We start from the raw sequence: 26,538 nt of genomic DNA, 5'->3' as shown, positions 1-26,538 counted from the left end.
CACACAAAATATCAATGGTGGGTAGCAACGGAAACGATAAGAAACTGTAAAGGTAGCGTCACCACGTCTAATGCTAGCGTGACCGGCAACAGAACCCAAGCCGATCTTGGCCCAATGAGGTCTCTTTTATACTGATAGAATTCAACAACAAATGGGTGGTAAAAAGGGAGAAGTTTTACTGCATTCTGATCGCTATTTTTCTGATGGATGGTTCCGCTTAAATTGTTTATCGATAGTGAACATGTGATGGCGTTATCTTTACAAATAAATCCATAGCCTATCGCCGCAGTTTTATCTTTTTCATTAGTCCACGTGTAGCTTAGTGTAATTTCTCCCTCGAATTCTTTTTTATCTGGATTAATTAGAAAATGTACGTTGTTAGCAACCTTTATTTTTTCCCGGTAGATAGCGGGATCCATTAACAGTTCAACAACGTTATCCCCGCCTTTTGTAAGAAGGTAGTCAAAATGTTTTCCGACAAATACCCAACCGGTTATTCCGTTACTATCTTTGCCTAACGAGAGCGCGGTGATGGTATCGGATTTCCAAGTTGATTTATGGAAATCATTATTCCGATCGGTAGAGAGCATCAGACCCAATGATATACAGCCTGATAACGAGGAACAAACTAGCAAAAGGCATAACATTCTGATAATTAATTTTTTGTAGCGAAACATACTTTAAATTTTTCACGAATTGAATTGGTCTAGCCACGTTACTAATAAAAGTTAATATTTGCAACCCATGCAGAATAAATTAGGAATATCGGATATCTTTTCACGTCAAACACTTGAAAATAAAGAATTTAAAAAAAATTCATGAAATTGACGCCACTATTTTTAATGGAGCCCACAGATAAAAAATCCATATAAACAACATCCATTATAAATAACGCAAGACTTCCCTATAAGCTTGGCAACTTAACGCACTAGATTGAATTAAAAATTCATTTATCTTAAAAAATAGAGCCGTAATGAAATCAAACTCGGGAATAAGCTGAAATGAAAATAGACGTATTTATGATGATGCCTTATAGCGCTCAATGACATTATCAGAACCACATTCTGGCATGTCGTTGTCATATTCATTTATCCCTTCATCACGTTAAAAAGAAAATAAGCTCAAGCTATATGGCAATTGCTTGGCTGGAAAGTGGCACAAGGTGAGAACGACGCAATTTCATCATCTCAATAACCCACCAAGTACACTTATCGAAATCTATCCAACCATACGCAACGAACGCCTGTTAGCATCAAAAGCAGTGTAGCCAACCGCGTGATGGGGCTACCGGTATACATGGCGAGTGCTTGAGACAGAAAAATCCAGTGATTTCAGAGAGTATAAAGGAGAAAAAGCGAATTCAGTTGAGGTGTGTTGACTTGAAAATGGTACGCCCTACAGGATTCGAACCTGTGACCTACGGCTTAGAAGTTCATAGATCCACATTATAAACCAGTAACTTACCGCACCACACGGCGCTCACACGTCCCAATACACTGAAAGTTACGGTAACTGACTGAAGGCAACCTTTGGTAACCAGTCCCAAATCTGTCCCAGAGAATTACCGCAGGCCACCAAGTGGGTGATCTGCGATAGTGCTCTCTCCCATCAAATACACGGGTTGTCATCGAACTCGCTCATCGTCATATCGTTGACTACATGCGTCACCCCCCGAATATCTCAAATCCCGTCTCTTCATCAGCAAACGTCACATCATCATAATTTTCCAGCTTCGCTAAGCAAGGCACAGGCATCGTTAGCAACCGACGCAATACGAACTCACCACAGAGCGCTGCAACAACGACGCTTCCGTGGACCGCCCTTTTAGAGCTATCGATCACTAGTAGCGCGTCTTTCAACACGCCAGCGCTCGGGCAATAGTCGGGACACTTCATGAAGTATGTGGCGTGTGGTGTTTTAATGCATAGCTTATCAAGGCTTATTGGTTTGTCGATGTAGTCTGCTGCGGGGGATGGAAAGCCCATATGTCACCTATAAAACACACTGTTTATGCATACAGTATATTTATGGTGTAGGCGGTTGTGAAGAGAGCAGACGTCAGATTAGTTCAGAAATCATCTTCGGTGCTTGCGTGTGATCTGATTCTGCCGTTCTATTCATTCAACAACCCCACCTGATGATGTTATACTCCTCTAAACACTACAATTATTTTGATGACATGAAGATTACCCCCACTCAATCTCTATCACTAAGTTATGTGCAGGCAATAGGAATTTCTTTTGTTGTCATAGGGCACTTGTCGATAACTTTATTTGATCTATTCAAGCCATATGTTTTTCATATGCCACTGTTCTTTTTCCTCGGAGGAGTTCTTTATAAGGATAGAGCTGCATTCAAGTCAGTATTAAAAATATTAAAGAAACATATTCCTTATATAATTTACACATATATTATAATTTCAATTATAGCTATATATCTCAGTAACAAGTTTGGATTTTATGTTGGAACTATTTACGAACCAACAATAGGAGAAACAATAAAAACCATTTTTAAAAGAAACTTCAATAATAATAGCTTTTTCCTTGTTGCTTGGTTTTTATTTGCATACGTACTTGTTTCAGTTTTAATGACATTTATACTAAAGATTAAAAGCAATTCAATACTTTTTATTTTTTCATTATTATCTGGGTATTACGGAATGACATTCCTATCATTGGAATACATCCACAGTGATAATCAAGTATTTAATTTGGCGTCTCAGGTATCTGTTGGCAGTATGTACTATGTTTTAGGGCATTTATTCAAGGATGCATATCTAAAAATGAAGTCCCCTTACATAATCCTAATTTCATTTATTATTCTTGTATCAATAAATAATGTAACACCAATAATACCTATAGGTATGGCTTGGAGTAAATATGGAATGAGTTTCTATTTGCATCTAATTACATCAATGCTATGCATAACTACCATTTTTGTTATATCAAATATCGTGGCGGAATACTACAAAGAGCTGTCACTTGTTAAGTTAATAGACGGTTACAGCAAGTCAATAATGAGTTATCATTTATTAGCTTTTTTATTGGTAGATTTTGTTTTTTATTATCTAGGAATGTATGATATAAAAAACAGTAGTGGTACAAAACATTATGCCAACAAGCAATTCTTCACGTTATATTTTATGGCTGGTTTGTTTATTCCGGTATTGGCAACATACATGATCAATAGTTCTATTAATAGAATGAAGATAAAATATCAAAGCACAATTGCGTCGTTCAATAGCCATCAGGATATTTGATTTATTATGGAATTAAAAAACCTTCAAATAATTAGAGGTATCGCTGCACTAATGGTTGTAACTAACCATTTCTTAAGTGGCACATATGCTGGTATTTTTAAGTTAAATGGTGGATTTGGTGTTGATATCTTTTTCGTGCTTAGTGGTTTTTTGATGATTCACACGCTAAGACCAGAAAAGACTCCATTAAATTTCTTTTTTTCAAGAGTTAGACGAATTTATCCATTGTATATAATTTTATCTCTACCACTAATACTAACGACCATAGCGCTTAAGGATAACTATTTTTTTATCGGTAACATATTGCTCCTTCCCGGTTTTGGCTTTGAAAAATATCACATGGCAAACGGCCCTGCATGGACTCTTGTTTATGAAATGATATTTTATTCCATTTTCACAATTGCACTTATATTTTCTAAAAATAAAATAATAACATGTGCATTCGTTTGCATTGTAATATTTATATGCGTTTACAGCATAAGCGGCCATGCTCGAATGGGTTGGGTAAATATTGGTTACATCCTAGGTGATGCGTTGATGATTAATTTTGCCCTAGGATGTATTTTAGGGTGTATATACCCTATGATGAAAGATAGAATAAGTATAAGGTTCATGGTTTTCTTTGCTATATTCATTCTCATATGCTATATAGCCCTCGATACACTATCATCTTACGATAGATTCTTTAAGTTTGGCATCCCCGCCCTTATAATAGTATTATTGGCTACCATAACTCAATCTGGTAGTGGTTTCGTTTATAATATATTCCACAAAATTGGTGACGCCTCATATAGTATATATTTGTCGCACATCTACATTACATTTATATATCATGATTTTGTAAAGGTTAACGGAAACAACTGGGTGATTTCTCAATATTCATCCATAGCATTTGCTGTTGCGTCAGTAATTTTCGGTTTATTCATACACTTAGCTATCGAAAAAACTATCGATTCAAGGTTGAGAATGATCAATAAAAATAATAACAGAGTAAGAATCCTGTCATGACCACTCGCTGGTATGCCGTCTATTAGACGGCGGCATGCCACACGATAGCGCCATACTAGTGATAACAATCGTTTAAAAGCTATTTTAATTGATACCAATTTTGCAATTGCTACGTTACAATAATTTATATTAATCATTCTCTGAGTAGATGTAATGGAAAGAGATAACAGCATTGACATCGCACGCGTAGTTTCATGTTTTTTGGTGGTAATGACACATGTAACTGCATACTGGAATTATAAATTTCAACCTGTCTGGGAAACGGTCAATTTTTATAATTCACTATCAAGATGCGCAGTTCCAATATTTGTTATGATATCAGGAATTTTGTTAATCAAAGATAATATTGATCCACTAACATTCTATAGAAAAAAACTACCGAAAGCTGTATGTGTACTTTTTTCATGGTCTTTATTTTATTACATATTTTATAACAAGGACATTTCATCTCTAGGCTTTATTGTCAAGATTTTCACAGGACAGGCAATGTATCACCTTTGGTACTTGTACTTCTTGATAGGGATGTATTTCATGACACCATTTATATCTTTTTCCTATTACAAAATGAATGAAAAACAAAGATTCTTTGTTTTCATGATCATATTAGCTTTATTTCAGTTGAATGTATTTAAGTCATTAACCGGTATAAGTATTCAGTCTAAATTCAATCTTGACTCCATGGTTTCTTTGACTTGGTATATGTTTGTTGGAAAATTAATTTATGACTCGAGAGAAAAAGTAGCTAAATCCACAATTCTTTTTTTGACCTTTCTTTCATCAGTATTTTCCACAGCTGCATTTACCAGCATATATTCAAATTATATCGGGAGACCAGAGCAGGCGTTTTTAGATAATTTTGCTTTAAACACTTTTATTGCAGCTTGTTCTTTGTTTCTACTATGCACGAAAATCAATAACAAGTTTATTGTTAACCTTTCAAACAAGATTAGCGGATATACATTTGCAATCTATTGCATACATCCTGCCATATTGATACCTCTGAAACAAAATGTATGGGAACTAAGTTGGACAAACCCTATGATTTACTTCCTTCCACTGGTATGCGTGTTTATGTTTACGTCATCGCTAATTGTAGCAGCAATATTGAAGAGGATACCTATTATTCGCTATGTTTGCTGATTAACTACGCCCTGTTTGAGGGCGCTAGTTATTTATAGCCTTCTTATTCTCCATCTCGGAGTTGTTGTAGATAAACCATTTAATGTGAATACACCATTCATGACATATGTAGTAGTTCCAAGCCTAGTGGCGTTGGAAACACTATGAGAAATCGTATATTCATAAGCATCCGTTGTATCATCATAACCATTTGAAGTAACTGTAAATGATGGATCTGATAGTAGAGATGAGTTATCTTTTGCTGATGAGTGCAATTTTACAACATACACTCCCGATCCAGCTTTAGATGACTCAGGCAAAGTTATAGCTATCATATACTTTTCTAAGCCTTGTATATAAGCCTCACTAATACTTTTAGTTAAAGCAGAAATTTCAAGCATCATTTGCCGAGGATTTTGCCCAACTGGAACGTAAACCTTAAAAACATCTACTGGGGAGGTGGAGATATGTGACTTATAATTTACATAAGAGGGAATTATAGAGTTCCAGTCGATTATTGACTGTGGCCTTGGGTCCAAATGTATAGCAGCACTATGCATGGCAGACCCATCCCACAACCCCGTCCTTCCATAATCAGCTCCGTCAGCAAAGCCACCTGCTATCTCACGGTAACGATGGAACCAAACTTTAGTATTATTGGCATTTAATGTGACGCTTGGAGAATTGGACCAACCACCATCGAAGTAGACTGTAATGTTTTTACCAAGGCTCCCTAGAGTACTACCCAGCCGTAACATGCAGTCTTTAACTGTGACACTTTGAGAGGTGCTTTGCCCTTCGATAAGGTATACACCACCAGTAGAAATATCGTTTTCGACATAGCAATTATCTATTAAAACATCATAAGGGATTATTGTGGTATAGAATTTTACTCTCGCCTCACCTATCGTTTCGAGTGATCCCCCTGTGAATTTAATAGCCTGAAGTCTGCAATATATCGCCAGAGAATGTTTTTGAGGTTCAGCGCACCACACACTGCTAAATTCAAGATTATTCACTTCTTCCGTTGGGTAATTGAAACCAAGACGTATGTGAGCCCCTTTAAGCACAACAGAAGATGAGCTTCGTCTAAACCTAATATTTCGATATACCGAGTACCAGCATTTATCGATATCCAGTCCGAAGTGGAAGTCCTCAAGGATACAGTTCAGTACACCGCCATTATCTGAATTATAATAGCTTGAAATACCCTTCATATTCTCGTTATCTTTATTTCCTTTCAGCGCGATAGTGTCTACTCGTGAACGGAACCCTGTCAGAGTGATCAGATATCCTGTATTAGTGTTTTCCGATGAATCAATTATGGTGAATAAGTCCTCGCCGATTAGAGACGTTCCGTTAGGCAAAGCGATCCCCGCCCCGTTGTAGATATATGTTTGAAGTGGTCAACAAAAACTGGCCACAGTTTTAGAGTTTTTCCAGAACAATCGCTCTGATTCATTGGGTGTTAAGCCACCGTTATATTGGTGGGGTCTGAGCTGGCTGTAATAACCAATGATGTAATTCGTTATTGATCTATTTGCTTCGCTAAAATTAGCGTATCCACAGTTCGGGACCCATTCTGATTTCAGGCTGCGGAAAAATCGTTCCATTGGGCTGTTGTCCCAGCAGTTCCCTCGTCGACTCATGCTTTGCTTTATACGATAACGCCACAATAACCGTCTGAATTCCCTGCTGGTATAGTGACTTCCCTGGTCAGAATGATACATAACGTCAGCCGGTTTTCCCCTGGTTTCCCAGGCCATCGTTAATGCTTTTCCTGTCAGAACTGAGTCCGGAGAAAACGACATCGCCCAGCCTATTGGCTTGCGAGAAAATAAATCCAGAACAACCGCCAGATAAGCCCAGCGTTTGCCCGTCCAGATGTAGGTCACGTCGCCGCACCATGGTCTGATTAGGTTCCGTTACTGCAAACTGGCGATCCAGATGATTAGGGATATCCACATGCTCTTTTGTGGCTTTTTTGTAGCGATGCTCCGGTTGCTGGCAACTAATAATATTCAGCTCTTTCATTATCTTACTGGCCCGCCAGCGACTCAACGGAACACCTTTTGCGCTGACCATATCGGCAATGCTCCGGGCCCCCGCAGAGCCATTACTGGCATGATGAACTTCACGAACCAGGCTAAGTATAACGATGTGTTTTGCATCAGGTTTCTGCGGTCGGCTTAGCCAGTACCGATAGCTACTGCGATGGATCCCGAACACATTGCAAATAAAGGCAACAGGAAACCGCGTCCTGAGTTTCTCAACTAACGAGAATTGTTCAGGGAGTCTGACATCAAGAGCGCGGTAGCCTTTTTTAATATATCGTTTTCCATTTCAACACGTTGTAGTCGTTTTTCTAATTCACGAATGCGAAGTTGCTCAGGCGTCATCGGAGAGGCCTTTGGGGATTTCCCTGCGCGTTCTTCTTTAAGCTGGCGAACCCATTTATCCATCGTGGATTTACCGACATTCATTGCTGTTGCAGCGGCGGCAACGCTGTAGTGCTGATCGAGTACAAGCTGGGCAGCTTCGAGGCGAAACTCGGGGCTAAAATTGCGTCTGTTACGTCCGGTCATAATGTCACCTGTTTTGACTATGAGGCGATGATATCACCTCTATTCAGGTGGCCAGATTTAGTATTCCACTTCAGGTTGCTATTTTTTCCAGTAGCTCAATAATCCTCTTTTGATTATCAATATGCTCTTGAATCTTCCAGTACCAAAGGTTGAATTTTCTAAATACAACAAAGAGCACAATACAAATGACTAATACCGTTAATAGGTTTTCCATGTATCACCTTAATTAATTGGTCCATCAGTAATGCCGCCGCCATCACCGTTTTCCTGATGTTTGTGAGAGCTTATTTTAATACCATTAATCACTACATCACCAGTTACATTCATTGTCCCTGTAATGCTCGCCACCGAACCAACTCCGCCAGAACCGGTCATTCCACCTTGATAGGTGAACATATTTTCAACGGTCATTTTTCCCTTAACCGTATGTAGGGGAGTGGTTTCCTCTATTCCGCCCGGCGCATTTATCGTTATTTTTCCATTGGCATCTATCGCTATAAATGCATCACCATGATACATGCGCATATCGTCATTACCCGGAACGGCGTCACTATAGCCAGCTCCCGGTATTACGTAAGAATCGATTATGTCGAAACGGCGAGTATCATCACTACCATCTATTGCTTGCTGACAAACAATCAAGAAACATTGGTCACCAGCCATAACTGGCCCTTTAATGCCAGCTTGACCACCGGCGAACTGTGGCCAGATCATTCGAAGGTCGCTTAAAACTGGGTAAGCATTCGCATCACCATCTGAATAGATTTTCTCCCCATCTGGCTTTATGGTTACCCTTCCAGCGTTATAACTGACGACTGTACACGGTAATGCAGTGTTAACTGTGTCCATTTCAGTGCTTACGAGCCGTCTTAAAGCTTCAACCACATCACTGTTATCAGCCATTAAATGAACCTCAATAGCGCCTCTACGCTCCATTCCTGCCCATGTGTATCACCGCTGTAACGCGCCTCTTCCACACGAAAGAACTCACCATCAATCCCGCGCGATTTCACCTGCACATAAGCGCCCGGATAAATCGCCGGATTAAGGAGTGATTTCACCCTGTAGCCCTGCACCTCAAGCGTCACCCTGTCCTTCAGCTTCGCGGTAGGGTCTTCGACATCAACAACGGTACGCACTATCCCTTTTTGACCGTACTTAATCCCCTGCTTGGCGGCAGTCTTCTCAGTCATCGTCTTTGCTTCGCGGCGTGGGTATCCAATCATCCCAGTGTCTTTCGACAGGACAACCGCCGTATCTGCGTAAACTCCGCCCTTCTTGATGATCTGAATTTCCCCATCCTGTGCGCTCCACTCAAGCCCAAGATAGTTACAAACCCTATCCATAGCATCACGCACCCTGCCGTTATAGGCGAACCCTCCTACATACTGCTTATCCTGTACCTTGCTAATGCTTTTCTTAATGGGTAATCCAAAGTTTTTGGCAACGCCATCAAGTACCGTCATCGCAGAGGTGTTTGGGGGGAATGAAACACTGATCTTCGCGTCACGAAGAGGAATAACGCTATCTAGCAGCTCCATTTCTGTAATGGTGTCTGGACCGTCCTGATAGGTTAGGCTGCGGCAATTGGTTCCCGTGAATATGGTGATTGCCCCAATATCTTTTACGTAGCCAGCTTTGATGATGACGATATTATTAATCGTCTCAAGCATGGTGATCGTGCTAGGGGCTGCATTGTAGATTTTAAGAGAGGCTTGATTGGCTGTTTTGCTGGCTGTTTTTGTGATGTCGAACTCGAATCTCAGGTCTTTAATGCTTACCGCATCGCCTTGTGGCTGACCAACAACTATCTCACCCGTTCGTAGAAATAAACTCATTTATCTCTTCCTTAGAGGCATAGAGCAAAAGGTGATCTCCACCAATGGAGTCAATATCTGGTCTGGTTTTCTCGCCATAGGTACGAATGAAATACAGATCGCCAGTAAAGTTATCTAGGCTGAAGTTCTTTAGTAAAGGGTAATTCTGAACAAGCTTTACTCCAGTTATGATGGGAACAGATTCACGATCATAAATACCTAAGGACCAGAATCCGAACCTCTCATTCCATCGCAATCTTAGAGATACAGGAGTGTCATCAAACACAGCCTGAAGCGTCTGGTCAGTAAACCCTGCTTGAAAATTTAATGGGGTCATTACGTAACACCGCCTATAATTTTACCTAGATAATCACCCAACTTTCCGCTAGCCCCAGATAAACCATCAGATGCCTGTTTGAGAATTGAACCGGTATTTTTGCCGTTATCCTTTGTGGGAGTTGCTCGATTAGCTGTTGCCGGATCTGATGAGTTGGATGTTCCAGCCTTCGAAGTCCCAGACGTTCCATTGCCAGATTTTTTTACGCCAACACCGGGTGGAAGTTCAGTAGTTGCAGTGCTAACGATATTGCATTGAACGGCATCTATAGTGAAGTTAACCGCATCCCCATCGCCAGATCTACGAGGTATATTTATTGCTTGAATAAGCATGTTCTCGTAGGTGTAATTTTTGGTATAGATGGTGACTAATTCGTTAGATTGGTAAAGCGAATCAAGTAGCTTGATTGCTGTGTTGACCCGATCCTCACCTGAAAACCCGCTAGCTAAGGCATTTGATAACTGTGTTAAAACACCGGTTACCGGCGCATTGCTAATCATGCCAGCAACCGTGAGCTTTCTTGGCTGCCTGATGATATGGTCAGATATCGGTGAACCATTCTCTACAGGGTTCATGGTGACATCACGATTCCACTCGTGTGTCTCCTGATCTAGCGTGTCGAATTCTAGATTGCCGATAGATGGGTCATTAAGTCGGAATGTACTGTCGCCAGATGTATTCCATAGAAAGCCAAGCACATCTGTCGCCATGCTAGCCCCCTGTATTAAAGTTAAGAGTATTGCCTAGCGCGTTCCAGCCAACATCATTAAAAGTGCTCTGAGCGCTATCACGCAAGAATTGAGCTTGCTCCTCTGATGTGCCAGCAGGAACAGAAATATTGCCAATATGTACATCAACCTTTGGGCCAGACATCGAAGATGATTGAGGGGATGATAGAGACTGATAACTTGGCAGCAGGGTGTTTGCGCTAGCTGAATCACTGTTGTACTGAGCCATCCCAGAAATCATATCAGACCACATTCTAGGCACATCAAAAGCACCATTAGTCTGATTATTCCCCCATGACGCCCACTGCCCTAAATCTTGAGTCAGCCAGCCAGCTTTCTCTTTTAACCACGGACCAAACTTAGTCGTACCGAGTTTATCCCCCCACTCCTTCACAGTGTCCTGACTGGAATTGAAGAAATCGGCCAAGCTATTAAGAATATTCAAAGCCCAGACAGCCATGTCTTTCATATCAGTCAAGGCTACCTTCAGTGAGTTAATCGCATCCGTATACTCTGTTACTGGGCCTATCATGTCGCCTAGCAAAGACGGGCTACCACTCAGCCACTTATTAACATCCTCACCGACCAGAAAGAGCGCGGCTAACGCAGCAATAATTAAGAAAACTGGGCTAGTTAACGCAGTAAATGCAGCGGAGAGAAGGTAAACAGCACCGACCAATCCAGCCGCGCCTAACGCTACGCCAAGTATCTTTACAGCGTTCTCAGCACCACCAAGCGCCTCAGTAACAACATCCAGAGAGTATTCAACCTTGTCAGCTAGCCATAGAAAATTACTCGCTATCCAAGAAATCGCGGTTGTACTGCGGTTTAACCGGTGAATAAACATATCCCACCGATTACCAATGATCTCCATAGCTTGATGGACTGTCATCGGCATTGAGGCGAATTCCTTTTTAACCTCACCAGACATATTTCTTAGCGCGTTAACGATTTTATCTGCGCCGATGCCACCGCCATTACCTTGAGTGGCTTTCACCATTTCATTTAGCGTCATGCCTAATGACTTGGCCAATCGTGACGCGAATGCATCCGAGTTTTGCATAATGATACGCATATCAGCCCATTGCAGTTTCCCCACTGCAATAGCCTGAGTTAACTGCATCATGACACTGGTTGTTTGCTGAGTGTTTGCACCAGCTAGCTGCAATCCCATTGCCACTGAGTCAGTAACATTAAGCAGATCTTGTTCAGACTTGATTAACTCATGTGTCGCTGCACCAATTCCCGTGTAAGCCTCTGCATACGACTCGATATTTACACGGGCATCACTAGCATGCTTTGACAGGTTTTCGATGGCCTCTGCGCCACCGTTCGTTGAAGTGATCATCTGACCGAGACGAAACTCTAGTGATTGCATCTCATCAGCAACGTCAATGATGGATTTTAGGCTAAACCCAGCAAGAGCACCGGCCACAACACCGCCAAAGTTTATTGATAGGAGGTTGTATGGATTCTCAAGCTCGTCGTCGTGAACGCCGCAAGGCTAAGCAGGAAGAATATAAACGTTCCAACCCACTGGTTGTTGGGATATGCGCTAAGCCTTCAGGTCGCCCTCTTCTCACGCTTAATCGAAAAGTTAACCGAGTAGAGAAAGCGCTGATCGCTCGTGATGAAGTGATATATGACAGCGCTGATAACCGTTGTCTTCCTGATGTCGCGCTATACGCAGCAGGCCATCGTAATACACGCAAAGAAGCGGTTCATATTATTAAGTAGATTCGCGGGAAGAGCATTCCCTTAATTTGAGGTGGAGCATGTCGAGCAAACCAAACCATGTGTTGCTTACATCAATTAACAGTAATGCCAACGCAGAAAATAATCTTCGCAAACAACGGATGATGGTCAGTGTTGCTATATCAGCGTGGGATAAAGGGGGAGATTGCCATGAAAGAAATAATCATATTCAAGGCTACTGTGAGCAGCAAAAAGAATATTTCGTCGAGGCGTTAACCATCATTGACAAACATCTTAAAAAATTTAACTAACAGGTCGCTAAGGCGGCATCATTTAGTGTGAGGAAAGCATGGAACTGGATTATGAGCATGTTAAGGAAATGCTGGCATATGACCCAAACTCTGGAACCTTAACTTGGAAGTTGAGCCGAGGGTTTAAAGCGAAAAAGGGGGATGTTGCTGGTTATGTAAATAAGCTTGGCTACAGGCTTATTTCAATTAATGACAAGCCCTATTTTGCTCATAGGATTGCATGGCTTCTTTCTACAGGAGAAATGCCAAAGCTATATATCGATCACATTAATGGCAACCCATACGACAATCGACTCTGCAATTTGCGAGAGGTTACCCACCAACAAAACATGGTAAACAGAAAGATAGGTAAAAATAACACATCTGGATTTAAGGGGGTCACCTTTAATAAATACCAGAAAAAGTGGCAGGCTAGCGCAAGGGTGAATGGCAAAAGAATTCATCTCGGCTACTTTAACAATCCATCTGAAGCAAGTTCAATTTACACTGAATTTACCAAGAAAGTTCACGGTGAGTTTACCCGAGAATAATAGCGAAAAAATTTATATTTAAATCAACAAGGCCGCTTTGAGCGGTTTTTTTATTGGGTGAGCAAGGGGGGTGAGATGGAAGAAGCAAGAAAAGAGTTTGAGCTTTTATGTCCGCTCAACGGATTGAAAAAAGACAACCCAATCATTCTTTCTGCAAATGCTGGCGTTGTCTATCGTGATGCCAAAACCCAGCAGGCATGGCGCTTCTTCTTAAAAGGATGGAGAGCTAAATCAAAAGCACTGGCAAAGAATAGTGAACAGGCCGCCTAGCGGTCTTTTTTATACCCAGAATGGAGATAGATATGAAGCGCTACCACGTTATCTGGTCACATAAAGGTGCTGAAGTTGGACGCCGCACTTGCTACGACTGGAATGGTGCTCGGCAGTTTGCAGAGCAAAAACGCAAAGAAGGTTACATCGTAGAAATTGAATAGAAGTCGAGTATGCACCTAGCAGGTATTCACTGAGTATCTGCTGTGAGCAATCCTGCTCATAACTGGAGAATGACTGTTCTCTGGTTAGATGACACGTTTTGCCCCTCTCGTTAGGGGCTTTTTTATACCCGGATTTCAGGCAAAAAAAAGACCTGATACGGACGCAGGGTATCAGGTCTAAAAAGGCCATATAGCGATATATGACAAGTCAAAGTTCACTTCTAGGATGGACGGCAATCATACCAACTAATCTCCACACAGATTTTGTGCTTATAGCGACCGTTCAGAAAGCGTTGATATACCCCATCTAAACAAACAAAGGAGATAGCCAGTGAGCGAGGAAAAGAACGAAATTGCATTAGTCATTCTGCCGAGCGTACCGGCTGAACTAGAAGCCGCTTTTATCAATGACGAATTCATTGAAGGATTAATTAAAGACATCCGTGAAAAAGCATCTTCTGTAGTTGGTGACCTGAATACAGTTAAGGGACGCCGTTCATACATCAGCATGGCGGCGAATGTCCGTAGCACTAAGACAGCTATTGATGAGGCTGGTAAGAAGTTAGTTGCAGAGATGAAGAAGCGCCCTGCTCTGGTCGATGCCAGCCGTAAAAAAGTTAGGGATTCACTGGACGAACTGGCGGTTGAAATTCGCAAGCCAGTGACTGATTGGGAGGCTGAGCAGAAAGAAAAAGAGTTCAACGCTATGTGGGATGAGGCATTAGAGCTGGATGCCAAAATTACAGCGGAACGCGCCGCGGCTTTGGCGGCGAAGATTGAATCCGATCATGAAATGGCTTTACTCATGAACGAGAAGATTGACCGCGAACGCGAAGAAGCACGACAGAAAGCCGAGCAAGCCAAACGCGAGCATGAAGAACGCATTAAGCGTGAGGCCGAAGAGAAAGCACGGCGCGAAGCAGACGAATCGGCAAAGCGTGAAATAGAAGCGGCAGCCGCCAGAGAGCGTGAAGCGACATTAGCTAAGGAACGCGCCGAACGTGAAGCCAAAGAGCTGGCAGAGAAAGCAGAGCGTGAGCGCATCGCCGCCGAGGAAAAAGCTAAGCGTGAAAAAGAAGAAGCCATTCAGCGTGAACGCGCAGCGGCAGAGGCCAGAGAACAAGCTCGATTAGCCGAAGAAAAGCGCATCAAGGATGAAGAAGCTCGCCGCGCAGCTAATATCGCTCACCAGAAGAAAATCAATAATGCAGCTATGGCGATTCTTATGAGTACAGGCTTAAGCGAAGCAGCAGCTCGTGAATGTATTTGTGCCATCGTTAAGAATCAAAAAGCGTTAGCCGCATCCGGCCAGCGCCCACCTATCAGCATCAACTACTAATCAAATTCAAGGAATAGCCCATATGCAACTTGCACTTGCTGGGCAGTCCGCATCGGGCTGCTCTACTAACTATTTGTTAAAAATCCAGCATCACCCATCTAACCGCCTTACCTCTGCCAGCTTCACCCCACCACCTCGTAAAAGCTGGTTAGACAAACTAGTCGATATGTTGAGACAGGAAGGTAGACCATGAAACTTCAATTTTTATGCAGCAACGTCACCACGCGATGCGGTGACCGAGCAGGAGAAATGCGAGTGATTGCTGAAAATACCGCTCTCTTCGGTGAGACAGATACGAAAGAGATTATGACTCAGCTCGATATGGCGGCCGTTTTCGAATACTTGAACGAGCTCGGCTACAGCGTTAGCGAAAAGCAGGTGGCAGCATGAGCGAAACAATAGACCCACTGGAACAGCAGCTAATCCAGTGGATGCGTTCCCCAGAGATGATTCCGATTATGAACGACCAGATTGCTCAACTAGAAGCGGTGGCAGATCACCGTACAAACATGCAAGAGAAAAGGATGGGAATTAATGAGTGTGCTCAGAGTTATTGATACAGAGACATGCGGGTTGAATGGCGGTGTTGTTGAGGTGGCAAGTGTGGATATTGAAAACTCATTATCCATCATCAATCCAATGAGTGATTTCGTTAAACCAGACCGCCCTATCGAATTCAGCGCAATGGCTATTCATCACATCACAGAGGATATCGTTGCTGATAAGCCATTGATTGATGATGTGGTTGGTCGCTATCAAGGGGCTGATTTCTACATAGCCCACAACGCAAACTTTGATAAAGGCGTACTTCCTGAAATGGGCGGCGAATGGATATGCACCAGAAAGTTAGCAGCGCGTCTTTATCCAGACCTTGATAGCCACGCCAACCAGTTCCTACGTTACGCGCTTGGGCTTGATGCGTGGGTTCCTGAAAAACTACACGCCCACCGTGCGCTATATGACTGCTATGTAACTGCTGCACTTTTTATTCGCATCTCAAGTGATTCTTCTTGGTCAGTTGACGAAATGCTAGAGATCAGCGCTCAGCCAGTCCTACTAAAAACACTGAGAATTGGGAAGCACAAAGGTAAGACGTTCGCTGAGGTAGCAAAAGAGGATCCTAGCTGGCTCAAGTGGGCTTTAAGCACCATCAGCGACATGTCAGATGACATGCGATTTACGATACAACACTACCTAAGAGACTAATTTAATGAAATTTGAAAAAGCCATGAGAAAGAAAGCCAAGCTACGGCTGGCACTTACTGGGCCAAGCGGGGCTGGGAAAACGTATAGCGCCCTTGTTATCTGTAAAAGTATGGGGGGAAAAACGGCAGTTATAGATACAGAGAAAGGGAGCGCGTCACTTTACTCAAATGAGTTCGATTTCGATGTTCTTGAATTAGACCCGCCATTTAGCCCCGAGAGATTTATTGAGGCTATAGCAGCCGCCGAAGCTGCTGGGTATGACAACCTTGTTATTGATTCTATCTCTCACGAGTGGGGTGGCGTTGGTGGTTGTCTTGATGATCTGGATACGATCGCAAAAACAAAATTCAAAGGAAACACACACGCAGCATGGAGTGCATTAACCCCACGACATCGCAAGTTCCTTGATTCAATACTACGAGTGAATTGCCATGTCGTAGCGACTATGCGAAGCAAGACTGAAACAGCGCAACAGGAAGGTAGCAAAAAGGTCGTAAAACTTGGAATGAAATCTGAGCAGCGCGATGGTGTTGAATACGAGTTCACAACCGTTCTTGATATTAACCACGAAACTCACACAGCCACAGCATCCAAAGATAGGACAGGTCTTTTTTCCAATGTGGATTACACGGTAATTGACGATTCGGTAGGGAAAAAGCTTGTCGATTGGCTTAACGATGGAAGAACTAAAGCTGAAATAGACTTAGCCCACTTCGTTCTTGTTGCTGAGAAGTCCCAATCATTTGATTCCCTGAAGTCTGCATGGGCTGAGGCTTACCGTTCATTGAGAGATACGCCAGAACAAGCCAAGGCACAAGAAATATACGAAGCAAGAAAATCAGAACTATTACCAACTGAGGAAGCTGAATAAATGGCGAGCAGAGGCGTAAATAAAGTAATCCTTGTCGGGAATTTGGGAAATGACCCAGAAGTTCGTTATTTACCGAATGGGGGCGCAGTGGCAAACATCACGCTGGCCACATCAGAAAGCTGGCGAGACAAGCAGACTGGTGAGCAGAAGGAAAAAACTGAGTGGCATCGCGTAGTGCTATTCGGAAAGCTGGCTGAGGTTGCGGGTGAATATCTGCGTAAAGGCTCTCAGGTTTATATCGAAGGTGCTTTGCAGACTCGTAAGTGGACCGATCAGGCTGGCGTTGAAAAATACACCACTGAAATCGTCGTAAACGTTGGAGGCACCATGCAGATGCTGGGTGGACGTCAAGGTGGCGGTGCGCCTATGGGCGGCGGTCAGGCACAGGGTAATCAGTTCAGCGGCGGCTTACTGCCAGCGGCTCGCCCTCAGAGTGCTCCAGCAGCTCAGCCACAAAGCAATGAACCTCCAATGGACTTTGACTCCGACATCCCCTTCTAACAGGTAACCACCATGACGCCGCAGAGCATCCTGCGCGTCCTCAGCCAGCACCCCGACAATAACATCACCGAATTCCACCGAGCACTTAACTCAGTGGGCGGCAAACTATTGGGCGGTGGTGCCACTGGCGGGGTGACGCTGAACTACAAAGAACTTTATTACACCTGGCGCAACACAAAGAGTTGCGAGTACATCCAAATCAACCACCTCTTCGCAATCAGGGAATACCTAACAGCGGAACCTTGGGGAAATGACGAGCTAGGCGGTACGGTTTACCGGCTAAGAGATGATATCGATGTAGATGCTGTTATCGAGAAAATCACACCAAAGCGACCACCACCTAAGCCCATCGTTATTCACCAGCCAAAAGCTGGTCAACGATATATAGGCAAGCGCGGCATTGAGTACACCATTATTTCAGCCTCCGACCGCAGCATCGTTTATAGCTTCAACGGCAAAACTCATCAGTCACTCGAACCTACCAAATTCATGTACGGCATGGAGCTTATAGCCGATGCCGCATAGGAGATATTCATGAACAACCTACCAATCCAGAAATACGAATCAGTAGTTCATCAGCGTGATGCGCTGGAGAAGAAGTTAGCTGATGTGGTGGCTGAGAATACCAAAATGCGTAATGCCATTGAGTTCGCCACGGCACCAGATATGTGGATTGAGCAGCACGATGGCATGCTCGAATATCGCTATGTTGACTGGTATGTCGATGTGCTAAACGAAGCAAAAGAAACGCCGGCCACCGAAGCATTCACCAGGGAGATGATGGCGCGTGGTGTGGAAGCGTTTGCCAAAGACTGGAAAGGAGCCGCTAGCTATAGCCAAATATCAGAGATGGCTAATAAGTTCGCAGCTCAGCTTCGCAAGGGGATTAATGATGCACAGTAACAGCAAAGAGAAAAAGCTCATCATAAATTGGCTTGAATGCGACTTATGCGGCTCAAGCAATATTGAAGTCACAACCACTTACGGCAACCCAGAATTGCTATATGCAGAAGACAAATGCCAGTGCTTGGATTGCGGCGCGGACGGTGTAATTGAATGTGATGATGGCATTGCGTGGGCGAACTGGCATGAGGTGCAGCCTAATGACCAGTAACAGCAAAGAGAGCGAGTACTTCATTTTGAGCGTTCATCACTGTTCTAGCGAGGATTCATTCATTTTGATGTTTAGAAGCGATGATTCTGGATACACATCCCGACTTAATGCTGCTGGGCGTTATACCGAGCAACAAGTGATAAAGCGTCTTGGATATTACAACGATGGTAACTGCAATATAGCCGCCCCATGCGATGTGATTGAGTCTTTATCCTCCCCTGCTCCAGATGGTTACTTTGACGATAACGGCGGTGTTGTTGTTCTGAACAATGCCAAGAACTGGCGAAAGGCCATAAAGAACGCTGTAGCCAAACCAAAGTATGAGCCAAAGCCAGAATATCCACGCGCACGTAGAAATAAGGAGCAGAGTCATGAATAAGTTAACAACTGATCGTTTAGAAAAATTCGTCAGCGATATTAAAACTGATGGGATGTGCGACGTAACTGATCATCAAGTTGCACTGGCGTTGCGACAGCTTCTGGCATACGAGCAAGCAGCTAAGAATCCTGTGGCTTGGGTAGCAGCAGATAGTGAAGGCTTTCCAGAATACAACGGTCATAACGAGTTTAGCGCTGACTGTGGTGCGGGAACACCACTCTATGCAGCACCGGTATTACCTAAACAGCCTGAACTTGTAGATTTGAGTCAGCAAGTGGAAATACTAAACAGAATCTTGAATTGGATATTAAAAGAGCTTCCAGTCCCGACTCAAAAAGCAACGGTGATGGCTATTCGATTAAGTTCGGTAATTGGCATTATTTCAGACCTTGAGGTTTCAGCACCGGCACAACCTGTAATACCAGAACAAAACGATTTGAGCGAAAAACTAATTGGACTTGCAAATCACATAGCCAGCGCAGCGAATGGTATTCCGTTCGGTTGGCAGGATTGGGCTGATGAGATTGTTACTGATTTACGCTCGCTCGCGTCTACAACACAACCTGTAAGCGAGCCTTACAAGTTGCCGGTAATTCCGGATGGCTGGGTTGCTTGCAGTGATCGGATGCCGGAGCCTAAAAGATGGCTTGCGTTATATGGAGCGCGTGTTTTTACACATGGCGATAAGAGCTGGCAGCCATACGAGGAACTTTGCGTCGATCAAGGGTATCTTGGTTGTGATGGTAAATTTTACCTTTTAAATTGGGACTATCCAGGAATATTAGGCGACAACTATAACAACGATTTAGCTGTAGCAACGCACTGGATGTACTGGGAATTGCCAGAGCCACCAATGCAGGAGATCGAATAATGGCGGCCTATTACAACGAAATAGACCCATACGCTGCTCAGTGGCTAAGAAACCTTATTGCAGCTGGCCATATTGCAGCCGGTGATGTTGATGAACGCTCTATTGAGGATGTAACTCCAGATGACCTACGAAATTACACACAATGCCACTTCTTTGCTGGAATTGCAGTCTGGTCTTACGCACTGCGACGAGCTGGGTGGTCAGATGACAAACCAGTCTGGACAGGTTCATGCCCATGCCAACCTTTCAGCGCGGCAGGCCAAGGCGGCGGGTTTGATGACGAGCGGCACCTATGGCCTCATTTCCACTATCTCATCGAGCAGTGCCGACCTCCGGTCGTGTTTGGTGAACAAGTTGCAAGCAAAGACGGCCTTGGCTGGTTCGACCTTGTACAAGCTGACTTGGAAGGAGCGAACTACGCCGCAACAGCTGTCGATATCTGCGCTGCGGGCGTGGGTGCTCCGCATATCAGACAGCGCCTTTTCTGGGTGGCCCACTCCGAACGCGAGCAACGTCAAAAACGCGTATCAGGATCCATTGAAAGTTATAGCCAGAATGATGGCGGGCAGGCAGTCGAATCTGCAAGATTTTGCCTGCCTAGCGGGGTGGAATACTCCAACAGCAACGGATGGGAAAGGGGGGTATCAGGGAGGGAGGATTCGCAACGGGAAGCTGCCAACGGATCGGCTGGATGTGACAGCACAGTTATCCGGTTGGACAACTCCGAGTGCATCGGACGGAACCAGGGGCGGGAGGGGGATCACTCCGGCGATGACGGGCAGCAGTCTGACCCAGCAATCAAAAATGATTGGCCCCATCAGGTTAACGGCTTCTGGCAAGATGCTGACTGGCTCTTCTGCCATGATGGAAAGTGGAGGCCAGTTAAACCCGGACTTAAGCCGTTGGCTAATGGCATTACCGCAAGAGTGGGACGATTGCGCGCCTACGGAAATGCCATCTGCGCGGAAGTCGCAGAAACGTTTGTAGGGGCTTATATGGCAGCACAGGAGCAGAAATAGATGCTGATAGCCGGTTATATCCTTCTAGTCAGCGCCTGCGGATTAGATGCTTGCGACGCCCTCCCCGTTACACCTGAAGTCATGCCAAAAGAAACCTGTGAACAATGGATAAAGCTGATTCATGAGAAGCGGCCTAACCACGTTCTAATGTGCTTACCTGTTAACCAAGATTAATAGCCGCTAACCAGCGGCTTTTTTATTGCCGGAGGATGCATGCGACACATCATCAAGGGTAATCCAACACCGATAGAACGCTCAGCAATGAAAGCGGCGCTTAATCAGCATCAAGACAAGTACGGTGATTACGCTCCCTCTAAAGAGTCAGAAAACTACACCGTTTTGGTTGATGGAATGAAAATCGTCGTTGAAATCATGAACCGTAAAAAATCATATGTGGCTACGTCAATGATGCGGCCTAGGGATTTATCGAAAGTGTGGGGTAATGCAGCGTGAGTGAATTTGCTAGCAATACGCCGCTAGAACATAAAGACCGGTGGCAGACGCCGATAGAGGTATTCGCCGCGCTTGATGCTGAGTTTGGTTTCTATCTCGACGCGGCAGCCGACCACGGAAACGCCTTGTGCGCCAGATATCTGACAGAGCGCGATGATGCATTGAATAGCGAGTGGGTAAGCTACGGCGCTATCTGGTGCAATCCCCCTACTCCGCAATAACTCCGTGGGTGGGAAAGGCAGCAGAGCAGTGCAAAGCACAAAGCCAGCCGGTTGTGATGTTACTCCCTGCTGATACATCAACCGGTTGGTTTTCTCTGGCGCTCGAGTCTGTTGATGAAGTCCGTCTAATCACTGGTGGTCGATTGTCATTCATCAATGCCGGCACCGGAAAGCCAGGTAAAAACGGAAACAGCAAAGGCAGCCTGTTATTTATCTGGCGCCCATTCATCAAACCACGTTGCCAATTCACAACCGTATCACGCGACGAACTGATCGCAATCGGCAGCGATATTATGGCGGGAGTGAAAGCGGCATGACATGACAGCAGAACAAGACAACGCGATCCGCAATGTGGCAAGAGCCCTTCTCACCGAACTCCGCAGCAAAAACAATTCTCAAACATAGCGCCAGTTACTCGATAAGCATTCAGCAAAGATAGCGCCACTATGCGGCAAATTTAAGCCGTGGATGGTGCTGTCTTGCTACTGCATGAAAGTGACGGATAAGGATAAATGATGGAGAAATTCAGTCTAAACCGCCACGAGGCCGCCGCCTTCATTGGGATAGATAAAGATACGCTAACTCAGTGGTGCCGGTCTGGGCGCATTGCTTACACGAAGAAAAACCCTACGAAACCAAATTCCCCCTACATGTTCACTCGCACTGCATGCATTGCGGCGCTAAACAATCCGATCCAAACTGTGCCGGTGAGCGCGGTTGGTGCGACAGGAGAATCACTATGTCACTCTTCCGCAGAGGTGAAATATGGTACGGCAGCTACTCGACGCCAAGCGGCAAGCGAATTAAGGAATCACTTGGCACGAAGGACAAGCGCCAAGCGCAGGAGTTGCACGATAGAAGGAAGGCAGAGCTCTGGAGGATAGAGCGGTTAGGCGACTTTCCTGATGTGACCTTTGATGAGGCTTGCCTCAGATGGATAGAAGAGAAAGCCGATAAAAAGTCTCTTGATGATGACAAAAGCCGGATGGGATTCTGGCTAATGCATTTTGATGGGGTCAGTTTAAAAGATATTACAGAGGCCAAAATATATACGGCGATAAGCAAAATGACCAACCGGAGATATATGGCAAACTGGCTGGCTCAATCCACGGCGCTGGAAAAAAGAGGGAAGGAAGTTCCAGCTTTTTCTGATAAGCAGGTGTCTACATCAACAAAGGCCAAGCACCTTGCCTTGATGAAGTCTTTGCTTAGAGCGGCTGAGCGCGATTGGAAGTGGTTAGAAAAGGCACCAATAATAAAAGTACCGCAGGTTAGAAATAAGCGCGTCCGCTGGCTGGAACCGGCTGAGGCGCAACGGCTAGTTAATGAATGCCCAGAGCCGTTAAAGTCTACGGTGATTTTTGCTCTCGCTACAGGCTTACGCCGATCCAATATTATCAACTTGGAATGGCAACAGATAGATATGCAAAGAAAGGTAGCTTGGATAAATCCTGAAGATAGCAAGTCTGGCAAGGCCATCGGTATAGCCTTAAATAATACTGCATGTAAGGTACTACGGAATCAACTTGGCCAGCACCAGAAATGGGTATTTGTTCACACCGAAGCCAAAAAGCGATCAGATGGGACATTAACGCCAGCAGTGAGGAAAATGAGGGTTGATTCTAACTCTGCTTGGCGATTAGCGCTTAAGCGGGCTGGGATAGAGAATTTCCGTTTTCACGATCTGCGCCATACGTGGGCAAGTTGGCTGGTTCAGGCTGGAGTACCGCTATCTATATTACAGGAGATGGGTGGTTGGGAGAGTATAGAAATGGTGAGACGCTACGCTCATCTAGCCCCGAATCATTTAACCGAGCATGCGCAGCAAATAGACGTCATTTTTAATGATGATGTCCCAAATATGTCCCAGTTGGAAAAGTTGGAGGTGATAGGATTTGGTAAGTGATTGATTTTAATGGTACGCCCTACAGGATTCGAACCTGTGACCTACGGCTTAGAAGGCCGTTGCTCTATCCAACTGAGCTAAGGGCGCACTGAGACGATTGAGCAGTTGCTCTCTGTCAGGTCGTGCAGCGGATTTGGATTATACGGTCAGCACGGTTTGAGTCAATGCCTTTTGTCCGTTTGATCATCTACTTGGTTATTTTATGGTTATTCTTTGCCTGACAGCACGCTTTGCATCTGACACAATAGAAGCCCTCCCCCGCTTGAACAATATTGATGGATTTCGTCACTGATGGCAGCAAAGATTATTGATGGTAAAACGATTGCGCAGCAGGTTAGAAGCGAGATGGCTGTGCGCGTAGAACAACGTTTGGCTGAGGGGAAACGTGCCCCTGGGCTGGCGGTAATATTAGTAGGCGAAAACCCTGCCTCACAGATTTATGTCGGTAGCAAACGCCGCGCATGTGAAGAAGTCGGTATCGTATCAAAATCTTACGATCTGCCGATATCCACCAGCGAAGAGCAGCTATTAAGTTTGATTGATGACCTCAACGCCGATAACACTATCGACGGCATTTTGGTTCAGCTTCCGCTGCCTGCCGGTATCGACAACGTAAAAGTGCTGGAAAGAATCAGCCCAGATAAAGACGTTGATGGCTTCCATCCTTATAACGTTGGCCGCTTATGCCAGCGTTCGCCAAAGCTCCGCCCTTGCACCCCTCGCGGCATCATCACCATGCTAGAACGCTGCGAAATCAATACCTATGGCTTGAACGCCGTGGTCGTTGGGGCGTCAAATATCGTGGGCCGTCCTATGGGACTCGAGCTGTTATTGGCTGGTTGTACTACCACCATTACCCATCGCTTTACCAAGGATCTGCAAAAGCACGTTGAAAATGCCGATCTGGTTGTGGTTGCCGTGGGTAAGCCGGGCTTTATTCCAGGTGCATGGATCAAACCTGGCGCCGTAGTGATCGATGTTGGGATCAACCGTTTAGCCAGTGGGAAAGTCGTTGGTGACGTTGAGTTTGACGTTGCCGTTGAGCGCGCGGGTTGGATCACGCCGGTACCGGGTGGCGTTGGGCCAATGACCGTAGCAACGCTGATTCAAAATACCCTGCAGGCTTGCGAAGAGTTTCACGATATTTAAGCAGCAAACCACTTTCAATATAAGCCAGTCATTGACTGGCTTCATTCATTTTTAGCGCCGGTCAACTCAGCAAGATAATTCCTAGTCTCACGCCATTTCCTTGTAGATATGTCATTCCAGCCTATAGTTATTCATTACACATCTGCGATTGAGCCGCGAACTCGTTAACCTCAGTTGCTACATTCACGTTCATAAACATCATGTCATTCAATCACCTAGCTCGGAGAATATCCAACTCGTCTTCGTCAACATGATCTATACCGATAAGGAGCCATCATGCCATACCAGACAATCAACCCTTACACCGATAAACTCATCAAAGAATATCCGCAGCACAACGATAAATATGTCGAATCGGCCTTAGCAACCGCACACCAACTTTATAAGTCAGACTGGGCACAAGGCGATATATCTCAACGCATTAACGTTCTTAGCAAGCTGTCTGAGCTGTTTACCCAACACGAAGAAGAACTGGCGAAAACGATCAGCCAAGAAATGGGTAAACTTATTGAGCAGAGCCGTGGGGAAGTTAAGATCTGCGCTGCAATCGCCCAATATTATGCAGACAACGCTAAAGCGTTTCTAAAACCTGTCAAATACCCTTCATCGCTCGGTGATGCGTGGGTTGAACATCATCCCATTGGCATCATCATGGCCGTTGAGCCTTGGAATTTCCCGTTCTACCAGCTTATGCGCGTATTAGCCCCTAATATGGCCGTCGGTAATAGCGTGATGGTGAAACACGCTAGCATCGTCCCCCACTGCGCAGAAACCTTCGAACGGATGGTCTCTCAGGCTGGTGCCCCCAAAGGTGCCTATACCAATTTGTTCATCTCACAGGATCAAGTCGCCAGCATCATCGATGACGATCGTGTCAGCGGCGTTGCTCTTACCGGTTCAGAACAAGCGGGTAGCGTGGTGGCTGCACAGGCGGCCAAGAACCTTAAAAAATCCACCATGGAACTTGGTGGGAACGACGTATTTGTGGTTCTTGATGATTGCGACCTCGACAAGGCGATAAAAGTAGGCGCTCAGGCTCGTCTGCAAAATGCGGGTCAGGTGTGTACCGCAGCCAAACGCTTCATTATTCATGAAAAAATTGCCGATAAGTTTCTTGCTGGTTTTACCCAAGCGTTGGCATCCGTAAAAATGGGCGATCCGCTCGATCCGAGCACCACCTTGGGGCCGCTATCTTCTAAAGGCGCATTGCAGAACTTGGTTAAACAGGTTGATAAAGCAGTCAAAAATGGCGCTAAGGCCACATTAGGTGGCAAGGCGGTGGATCAACAAGGCTATTTCTACCCCCCAACAATTCTCACCGACATCAAGCGCGATAATCCAGCCTATTTCGAAGAGTTCTTTGGCCCAGTTGCGATGGTGTTCGTCGTGAAGAGTGACGATGAAGCCATCAGCTTGGCGAACGATTCACACTATGGCCTTGGTGGTGCCATCTTCACTAACAACATTGAACGCGGTAAAAAAATGGCCTCGCGCATTGAAACCGGTATGGTATTTATCAATACCTTGAGCGGTACTGCGCCAGAACTGCCGTTTGGTGGCGTAAAACGTTCAGGCTATGGCCATGAACTGGCCGATCTGGGGATTAAAGAGTTCACAAACCAAAAACTGGTCGTTGTGGCTTAAATTATTCTTGGGGTGAATTCTCCGCGGGTGTGGCAACGCACC

Annotated in this window: 32 protein-coding genes, 1 tRNA gene and 3 pseudogenes; 25 read left to right on the top strand and 11 right to left on the bottom strand. The window is 44.7% G+C overall.

The window, feature by feature from the left end; genetic code table 11:
• Positions 1–11: 11 nt before the first annotated feature.
• From AB3Y96_RS05700 to AB3Y96_RS05690, 3 genes and pseudogenes are all read right to left on the bottom strand, one after another.
• Positions 12–677 (bottom strand): hypothetical protein, encoded by a 666-nt coding sequence (locus AB3Y96_RS05700; RefSeq protein ID WP_367298707.1) that lies wholly within the window; start codon positions 675–677, stop codon positions 12–14.
• A gap of 455 nt (positions 678–1,132) precedes the next feature.
• Positions 1,133–1,310 (bottom strand): annotated as a pseudogene (locus AB3Y96_RS05695) (integrase); the annotation flags it as partial.
• A gap of 354 nt (positions 1,311–1,664) precedes the next feature.
• Positions 1,665–1,985: a S24 family peptidase gene (locus tag AB3Y96_RS05690; protein WP_367298706.1), complete on the bottom strand. Its 321-nt coding sequence runs from the start codon at positions 1,983–1,985 to the stop codon at positions 1,665–1,667.
• 152 nt (positions 1,986–2,137) lie between these two features.
• Between AB3Y96_RS05690 and AB3Y96_RS05685 the strand changes: the two genes are divergently transcribed.
• The 3 genes from AB3Y96_RS05685 to AB3Y96_RS05675 all read left to right on the top strand — a co-directional run bounded on the left by AB3Y96_RS05685 (position 2,138) and on the right by AB3Y96_RS05675 (position 5,407).
• A complete protein-coding gene (locus tag AB3Y96_RS05685) occupies positions 2,138–3,259 on the top strand; it encodes an acyltransferase family protein (RefSeq protein WP_367298705.1) in 1,122 nt (373 codons plus the stop codon).
• 6 nt (positions 3,260–3,265) lie between these two features.
• Positions 3,266–4,267, top strand: a complete 1,002-nt coding sequence (locus AB3Y96_RS05680) for an acyltransferase (RefSeq protein ID WP_096388193.1) — start codon at positions 3,266–3,268, stop codon at positions 4,265–4,267.
• A 153-nt stretch (positions 4,268–4,420) separates the two neighbouring features.
• Positions 4,421–5,407: an acyltransferase family protein gene (locus AB3Y96_RS05675; protein ID WP_096388194.1), complete on the top strand. Its 987-nt coding sequence runs from the start codon at positions 4,421–4,423 to the stop codon at positions 5,405–5,407.
• A 32-nt stretch (positions 5,408–5,439) separates the two neighbouring features.
• Here AB3Y96_RS05675 and AB3Y96_RS05670 read toward each other — a convergent pair whose 3' ends face one another.
• The 7 genes and pseudogenes from AB3Y96_RS05670 to AB3Y96_RS05640 form a co-directional block, all read right to left on the bottom strand.
• Positions 5,440–6,603: a hypothetical protein gene (locus AB3Y96_RS05670; RefSeq protein WP_367298704.1), complete on the bottom strand. Its 1,164-nt coding sequence runs from the start codon at positions 6,601–6,603 to the stop codon at positions 5,440–5,442.
• A gap of 189 nt (positions 6,604–6,792) precedes the next feature.
• Positions 6,793–7,971: pseudogene (locus AB3Y96_RS05665) on the bottom strand (IS3 family transposase).
• A gap of 222 nt (positions 7,972–8,193) precedes the next feature.
• Positions 8,194–8,874 (bottom strand): Gp138 family membrane-puncturing spike protein, encoded by a 681-nt coding sequence (locus AB3Y96_RS05660; protein WP_367298703.1) that lies wholly within the window; start codon positions 8,872–8,874, stop codon positions 8,194–8,196.
• Positions 8,874–9,809, bottom strand: coding sequence for a phage protein (locus AB3Y96_RS05655; protein ID WP_004094721.1), 936 nt, complete (start codon positions 9,807–9,809; stop codon positions 8,874–8,876). Before AB3Y96_RS05655 ends, AB3Y96_RS05660 begins: the two co-directional genes overlap by 1 nt.
• Positions 9,784–10,125 (bottom strand): phage baseplate plug protein, encoded by a 342-nt coding sequence (locus AB3Y96_RS05650; RefSeq protein WP_004094718.1) that lies wholly within the window; start codon positions 10,123–10,125, stop codon positions 9,784–9,786. Before AB3Y96_RS05650 ends, AB3Y96_RS05655 begins: the two co-directional genes overlap by 26 nt.
• Positions 10,125–10,835 (bottom strand): phage baseplate protein, encoded by a 711-nt coding sequence (locus AB3Y96_RS05645; RefSeq protein ID WP_149228641.1) that lies wholly within the window; start codon positions 10,833–10,835, stop codon positions 10,125–10,127. Before AB3Y96_RS05645 ends, AB3Y96_RS05650 begins: the two co-directional genes overlap by 1 nt.
• 1 nt (position 10,836) lies before the next feature.
• A complete protein-coding gene (locus tag AB3Y96_RS05640) occupies positions 10,837–12,288 on the bottom strand; it encodes a tape measure protein (protein ID WP_367298702.1) in 1,452 nt (483 codons plus the stop codon).
• Between the two features lie 32 nt (positions 12,289–12,320).
• Between AB3Y96_RS05640 and AB3Y96_RS05635 the strand changes: the two genes are divergently transcribed.
• The 20 genes and pseudogenes from AB3Y96_RS05635 (at position 12,321) to AB3Y96_RS05540 (ending at position 23,703) form a co-directional block, all read left to right on the top strand.
• Positions 12,321–12,590, top strand: a complete 270-nt coding sequence (locus AB3Y96_RS05635; RefSeq protein ID WP_367298701.1) for an antitermination protein N — start codon at positions 12,321–12,323, stop codon at positions 12,588–12,590.
• Between the two features lie 38 nt (positions 12,591–12,628).
• Positions 12,629–12,859 carry a hypothetical protein gene (locus AB3Y96_RS05630; RefSeq protein ID WP_367298700.1) on the top strand — a complete coding sequence of 77 codons (231 nt, stop codon included), beginning with the start codon at positions 12,629–12,631 and terminating at the stop codon, positions 12,857–12,859.
• 38 nt (positions 12,860–12,897) lie between these two features.
• The gene (locus AB3Y96_RS05625; RefSeq protein ID WP_367298699.1) at positions 12,898–13,389 is read left to right on the top strand and encodes an HNH endonuclease; all 492 of its coding nucleotides are present in this window, start codon (positions 12,898–12,900) and stop codon (positions 13,387–13,389) included.
• 75 nt (positions 13,390–13,464) lie between these two features.
• Complete coding sequence (locus AB3Y96_RS05620) at positions 13,465–13,659, top strand: hypothetical protein (protein WP_061553682.1); 195 nt, start codon at positions 13,465–13,467, stop codon at positions 13,657–13,659.
• 32 nt (positions 13,660–13,691) lie between these two features.
• Positions 13,692–13,823, top strand: a complete 132-nt coding sequence (locus tag AB3Y96_RS05615) for a hypothetical protein (protein WP_257574499.1) — start codon at positions 13,692–13,694, stop codon at positions 13,821–13,823.
• Positions 13,824–14,154: 331 nt separating this feature from the next.
• Complete coding sequence (locus tag AB3Y96_RS05610) at positions 14,155–15,162, top strand: cell envelope biogenesis protein TolA (protein ID WP_367298698.1); 1,008 nt, start codon at positions 14,155–14,157, stop codon at positions 15,160–15,162.
• 189 nt (positions 15,163–15,351) lie between these two features.
• The gene (locus AB3Y96_RS05605) at positions 15,352–15,552 is read left to right on the top strand and encodes a hypothetical protein (RefSeq protein ID WP_367298697.1); all 201 of its coding nucleotides are present in this window, start codon (positions 15,352–15,354) and stop codon (positions 15,550–15,552) included.
• Complete coding sequence (locus tag AB3Y96_RS05600; protein ID WP_367298696.1) at positions 15,549–15,719, top strand: hypothetical protein; 171 nt, start codon at positions 15,549–15,551, stop codon at positions 15,717–15,719. Before AB3Y96_RS05605 ends, AB3Y96_RS05600 begins: the two co-directional genes overlap by 4 nt.
• A complete protein-coding gene (exoX, locus tag AB3Y96_RS05595; RefSeq protein ID WP_367298695.1) occupies positions 15,697–16,368 on the top strand; it encodes an exodeoxyribonuclease X in 672 nt (223 codons plus the stop codon). Before AB3Y96_RS05600 ends, exoX begins: the two co-directional genes overlap by 23 nt.
• A 4-nt stretch (positions 16,369–16,372) precedes the next feature.
• Positions 16,373–17,239 carry an ATP-binding protein gene (locus AB3Y96_RS05590; protein ID WP_046360915.1) on the top strand — a complete coding sequence of 289 codons (867 nt, stop codon included), beginning with the start codon at positions 16,373–16,375 and terminating at the stop codon, positions 17,237–17,239.
• Positions 17,240–17,740, top strand: a complete 501-nt coding sequence (locus AB3Y96_RS05585) for a single-stranded DNA-binding protein (protein ID WP_367298694.1) — start codon at positions 17,240–17,242, stop codon at positions 17,738–17,740.
• 12 nt (positions 17,741–17,752) lie between these two features.
• Positions 17,753–18,265 (top strand): hypothetical protein, encoded by a 513-nt coding sequence (locus tag AB3Y96_RS05580; protein ID WP_367298693.1) that lies wholly within the window; start codon positions 17,753–17,755, stop codon positions 18,263–18,265.
• Positions 18,266–18,274: 9 nt separating this feature from the next.
• Positions 18,275–18,643 (top strand): hypothetical protein, encoded by a 369-nt coding sequence (locus AB3Y96_RS05575; protein ID WP_367298692.1) that lies wholly within the window; start codon positions 18,275–18,277, stop codon positions 18,641–18,643.
• Positions 18,630–18,854, top strand: a complete 225-nt coding sequence (locus tag AB3Y96_RS05570; RefSeq protein ID WP_115103017.1) for a hypothetical protein — start codon at positions 18,630–18,632, stop codon at positions 18,852–18,854. The genes AB3Y96_RS05575 and AB3Y96_RS05570 overlap by 14 nt, the downstream gene beginning before the upstream one ends.
• Positions 18,844–19,233 carry a hypothetical protein gene (locus AB3Y96_RS05565; RefSeq protein ID WP_367298691.1) on the top strand — a complete coding sequence of 130 codons (390 nt, stop codon included), beginning with the start codon at positions 18,844–18,846 and terminating at the stop codon, positions 19,231–19,233. The genes AB3Y96_RS05570 and AB3Y96_RS05565 overlap by 11 nt, the downstream gene beginning before the upstream one ends.
• A complete protein-coding gene (locus AB3Y96_RS05560) occupies positions 19,226–20,104 on the top strand; it encodes a DUF551 domain-containing protein (RefSeq protein ID WP_367298690.1) in 879 nt (292 codons plus the stop codon). Before AB3Y96_RS05565 ends, AB3Y96_RS05560 begins: the two co-directional genes overlap by 8 nt.
• Complete coding sequence (locus AB3Y96_RS05555; protein ID WP_367298689.1) at positions 20,104–21,123, top strand: DNA cytosine methyltransferase; 1,020 nt, start codon at positions 20,104–20,106, stop codon at positions 21,121–21,123. Before AB3Y96_RS05560 ends, AB3Y96_RS05555 begins: the two co-directional genes overlap by 1 nt.
• Before the next feature lie 213 nt (positions 21,124–21,336).
• On the top strand, positions 21,337–21,576 hold the full coding sequence (locus tag AB3Y96_RS05550) for a DUF4060 family protein (RefSeq protein ID WP_367298688.1): 240 nt from the start codon (positions 21,337–21,339) through the stop codon (positions 21,574–21,576).
• A pseudogene (locus tag AB3Y96_RS05545) lies at positions 21,573–22,114 on the top strand (phage N-6-adenine-methyltransferase). The gene AB3Y96_RS05550 and the pseudogene AB3Y96_RS05545 overlap by 4 nt, the downstream one beginning before the upstream one ends.
• Before the next feature lie 422 nt (positions 22,115–22,536).
• Positions 22,537–23,703: a tyrosine-type recombinase/integrase gene (locus tag AB3Y96_RS05540; RefSeq protein WP_367298687.1), complete on the top strand. Its 1,167-nt coding sequence runs from the start codon at positions 22,537–22,539 to the stop codon at positions 23,701–23,703.
• A 10-nt stretch (positions 23,704–23,713) separates the two neighbouring features.
• Here AB3Y96_RS05540 and AB3Y96_RS05535 read toward each other — a convergent pair.
• Positions 23,714–23,790 (bottom strand) — tRNA-Arg (locus tag AB3Y96_RS05535).
• A 204-nt stretch (positions 23,791–23,994) separates the two neighbouring features.
• Between AB3Y96_RS05535 and folD the strand changes: the two genes are divergently transcribed.
• Entirely contained in the window at positions 23,995–24,852 is an 858-nt protein-coding gene (gene folD, locus AB3Y96_RS05530; protein WP_072308917.1) for a bifunctional methylenetetrahydrofolate dehydrogenase/methenyltetrahydrofolate cyclohydrolase FolD, read from the top strand.
• Between the two features lie 276 nt (positions 24,853–25,128).
• Positions 25,129–26,496: an NAD-dependent succinate-semialdehyde dehydrogenase gene (locus AB3Y96_RS05525; protein ID WP_367298686.1), complete on the top strand. Its 1,368-nt coding sequence runs from the start codon at positions 25,129–25,131 to the stop codon at positions 26,494–26,496.
• Positions 26,497–26,538 lie beyond the last annotated feature (42 nt).

The sequence above is a fragment of the Hafnia alvei genome (genome assembly GCF_964063325.1).
GTDB lineage: Bacteria > Pseudomonadota > Gammaproteobacteria > Enterobacterales > Enterobacteriaceae > Hafnia > Hafnia alvei_B.
This window is presented reverse-complemented; position numbering and strand designations above follow the sequence as displayed.

Bases quoted from the DNA above. Each gene is read 5' to 3' on its own strand.
- AB3Y96_RS05700 (WP_367298707.1), bottom strand. From the start codon at position 677: ATGTTTCGCTACAAAAAATTAATTATCAGAATGTTATGCCTTTTGCTA.
- AB3Y96_RS05690 (WP_367298706.1), bottom strand. From the start codon at position 1,985: ATGGGCTTTCCATCCCCCGCAGCAGACTACATCGACAAACCAATAAGC.
- AB3Y96_RS05685 (WP_367298705.1), top strand. From the start codon at position 2,138: ATGATGTTATACTCCTCTAAACACTACAATTATTTTGATGACATGAAG.
- AB3Y96_RS05680 (WP_096388193.1), top strand. From the start codon at position 3,266: ATGGAATTAAAAAACCTTCAAATAATTAGAGGTATCGCTGCACTAATG.
- AB3Y96_RS05675 (WP_096388194.1), top strand. From the start codon at position 4,421: ATGGAAAGAGATAACAGCATTGACATCGCACGCGTAGTTTCATGTTTT.
- AB3Y96_RS05670 (WP_367298704.1), bottom strand. From the start codon at position 6,603: ATGAAGGGTATTTCAAGCTATTATAATTCAGATAATGGCGGTGTACTG.
- AB3Y96_RS05660 (WP_367298703.1), bottom strand. From the start codon at position 8,874: ATGGCTGATAACAGTGATGTGGTTGAAGCTTTAAGACGGCTCGTAAGC.
- AB3Y96_RS05655 (WP_004094721.1), bottom strand. From the start codon at position 9,809: ATGAGTTTATTTCTACGAACGGGTGAGATAGTTGTTGGTCAGCCACAA.
- AB3Y96_RS05650 (WP_004094718.1), bottom strand. From the start codon at position 10,125: ATGACCCCATTAAATTTTCAAGCAGGGTTTACTGACCAGACGCTTCAG.
- AB3Y96_RS05645 (WP_149228641.1), bottom strand. From the start codon at position 10,835: ATGGCGACAGATGTGCTTGGCTTTCTATGGAATACATCTGGCGACAGT.
- AB3Y96_RS05635 (WP_367298701.1), top strand. From the start codon at position 12,321: ATGGATTCTCAAGCTCGTCGTCGTGAACGCCGCAAGGCTAAGCAGGAA.
- AB3Y96_RS05630 (WP_367298700.1), top strand. From the start codon at position 12,629: ATGTCGAGCAAACCAAACCATGTGTTGCTTACATCAATTAACAGTAAT.
- AB3Y96_RS05625 (WP_367298699.1), top strand. From the start codon at position 12,898: ATGGAACTGGATTATGAGCATGTTAAGGAAATGCTGGCATATGACCCA.
- AB3Y96_RS05620 (WP_061553682.1), top strand. From the start codon at position 13,465: ATGGAAGAAGCAAGAAAAGAGTTTGAGCTTTTATGTCCGCTCAACGGA.
- AB3Y96_RS05615 (WP_257574499.1), top strand. From the start codon at position 13,692: ATGAAGCGCTACCACGTTATCTGGTCACATAAAGGTGCTGAAGTTGGA.
- AB3Y96_RS05605 (WP_367298697.1), top strand. From the start codon at position 15,352: ATGAAACTTCAATTTTTATGCAGCAACGTCACCACGCGATGCGGTGAC.
- AB3Y96_RS05600 (WP_367298696.1), top strand. From the start codon at position 15,549: ATGAGCGAAACAATAGACCCACTGGAACAGCAGCTAATCCAGTGGATG.
- exoX (WP_367298695.1), top strand. From the start codon at position 15,697: ATGAGTGTGCTCAGAGTTATTGATACAGAGACATGCGGGTTGAATGGC.
- AB3Y96_RS05590 (WP_046360915.1), top strand. From the start codon at position 16,373: ATGAAATTTGAAAAAGCCATGAGAAAGAAAGCCAAGCTACGGCTGGCA.
- AB3Y96_RS05585 (WP_367298694.1), top strand. From the start codon at position 17,240: ATGGCGAGCAGAGGCGTAAATAAAGTAATCCTTGTCGGGAATTTGGGA.
- AB3Y96_RS05580 (WP_367298693.1), top strand. From the start codon at position 17,753: ATGACGCCGCAGAGCATCCTGCGCGTCCTCAGCCAGCACCCCGACAAT.
- AB3Y96_RS05575 (WP_367298692.1), top strand. From the start codon at position 18,275: ATGAACAACCTACCAATCCAGAAATACGAATCAGTAGTTCATCAGCGT.
- AB3Y96_RS05570 (WP_115103017.1), top strand. From the start codon at position 18,630: ATGATGCACAGTAACAGCAAAGAGAAAAAGCTCATCATAAATTGGCTT.
- AB3Y96_RS05565 (WP_367298691.1), top strand. From the start codon at position 18,844: ATGACCAGTAACAGCAAAGAGAGCGAGTACTTCATTTTGAGCGTTCAT.
- AB3Y96_RS05560 (WP_367298690.1), top strand. From the start codon at position 19,226: ATGAATAAGTTAACAACTGATCGTTTAGAAAAATTCGTCAGCGATATT.
- AB3Y96_RS05555 (WP_367298689.1), top strand. From the start codon at position 20,104: ATGGCGGCCTATTACAACGAAATAGACCCATACGCTGCTCAGTGGCTA.
- AB3Y96_RS05550 (WP_367298688.1), top strand. From the start codon at position 21,337: ATGCGACACATCATCAAGGGTAATCCAACACCGATAGAACGCTCAGCA.
- AB3Y96_RS05540 (WP_367298687.1), top strand. From the start codon at position 22,537: ATGTCACTCTTCCGCAGAGGTGAAATATGGTACGGCAGCTACTCGACG.
- folD (WP_072308917.1), top strand. From the start codon at position 23,995: ATGGCAGCAAAGATTATTGATGGTAAAACGATTGCGCAGCAGGTTAGA.
- AB3Y96_RS05525 (WP_367298686.1), top strand. From the start codon at position 25,129: ATGCCATACCAGACAATCAACCCTTACACCGATAAACTCATCAAAGAA.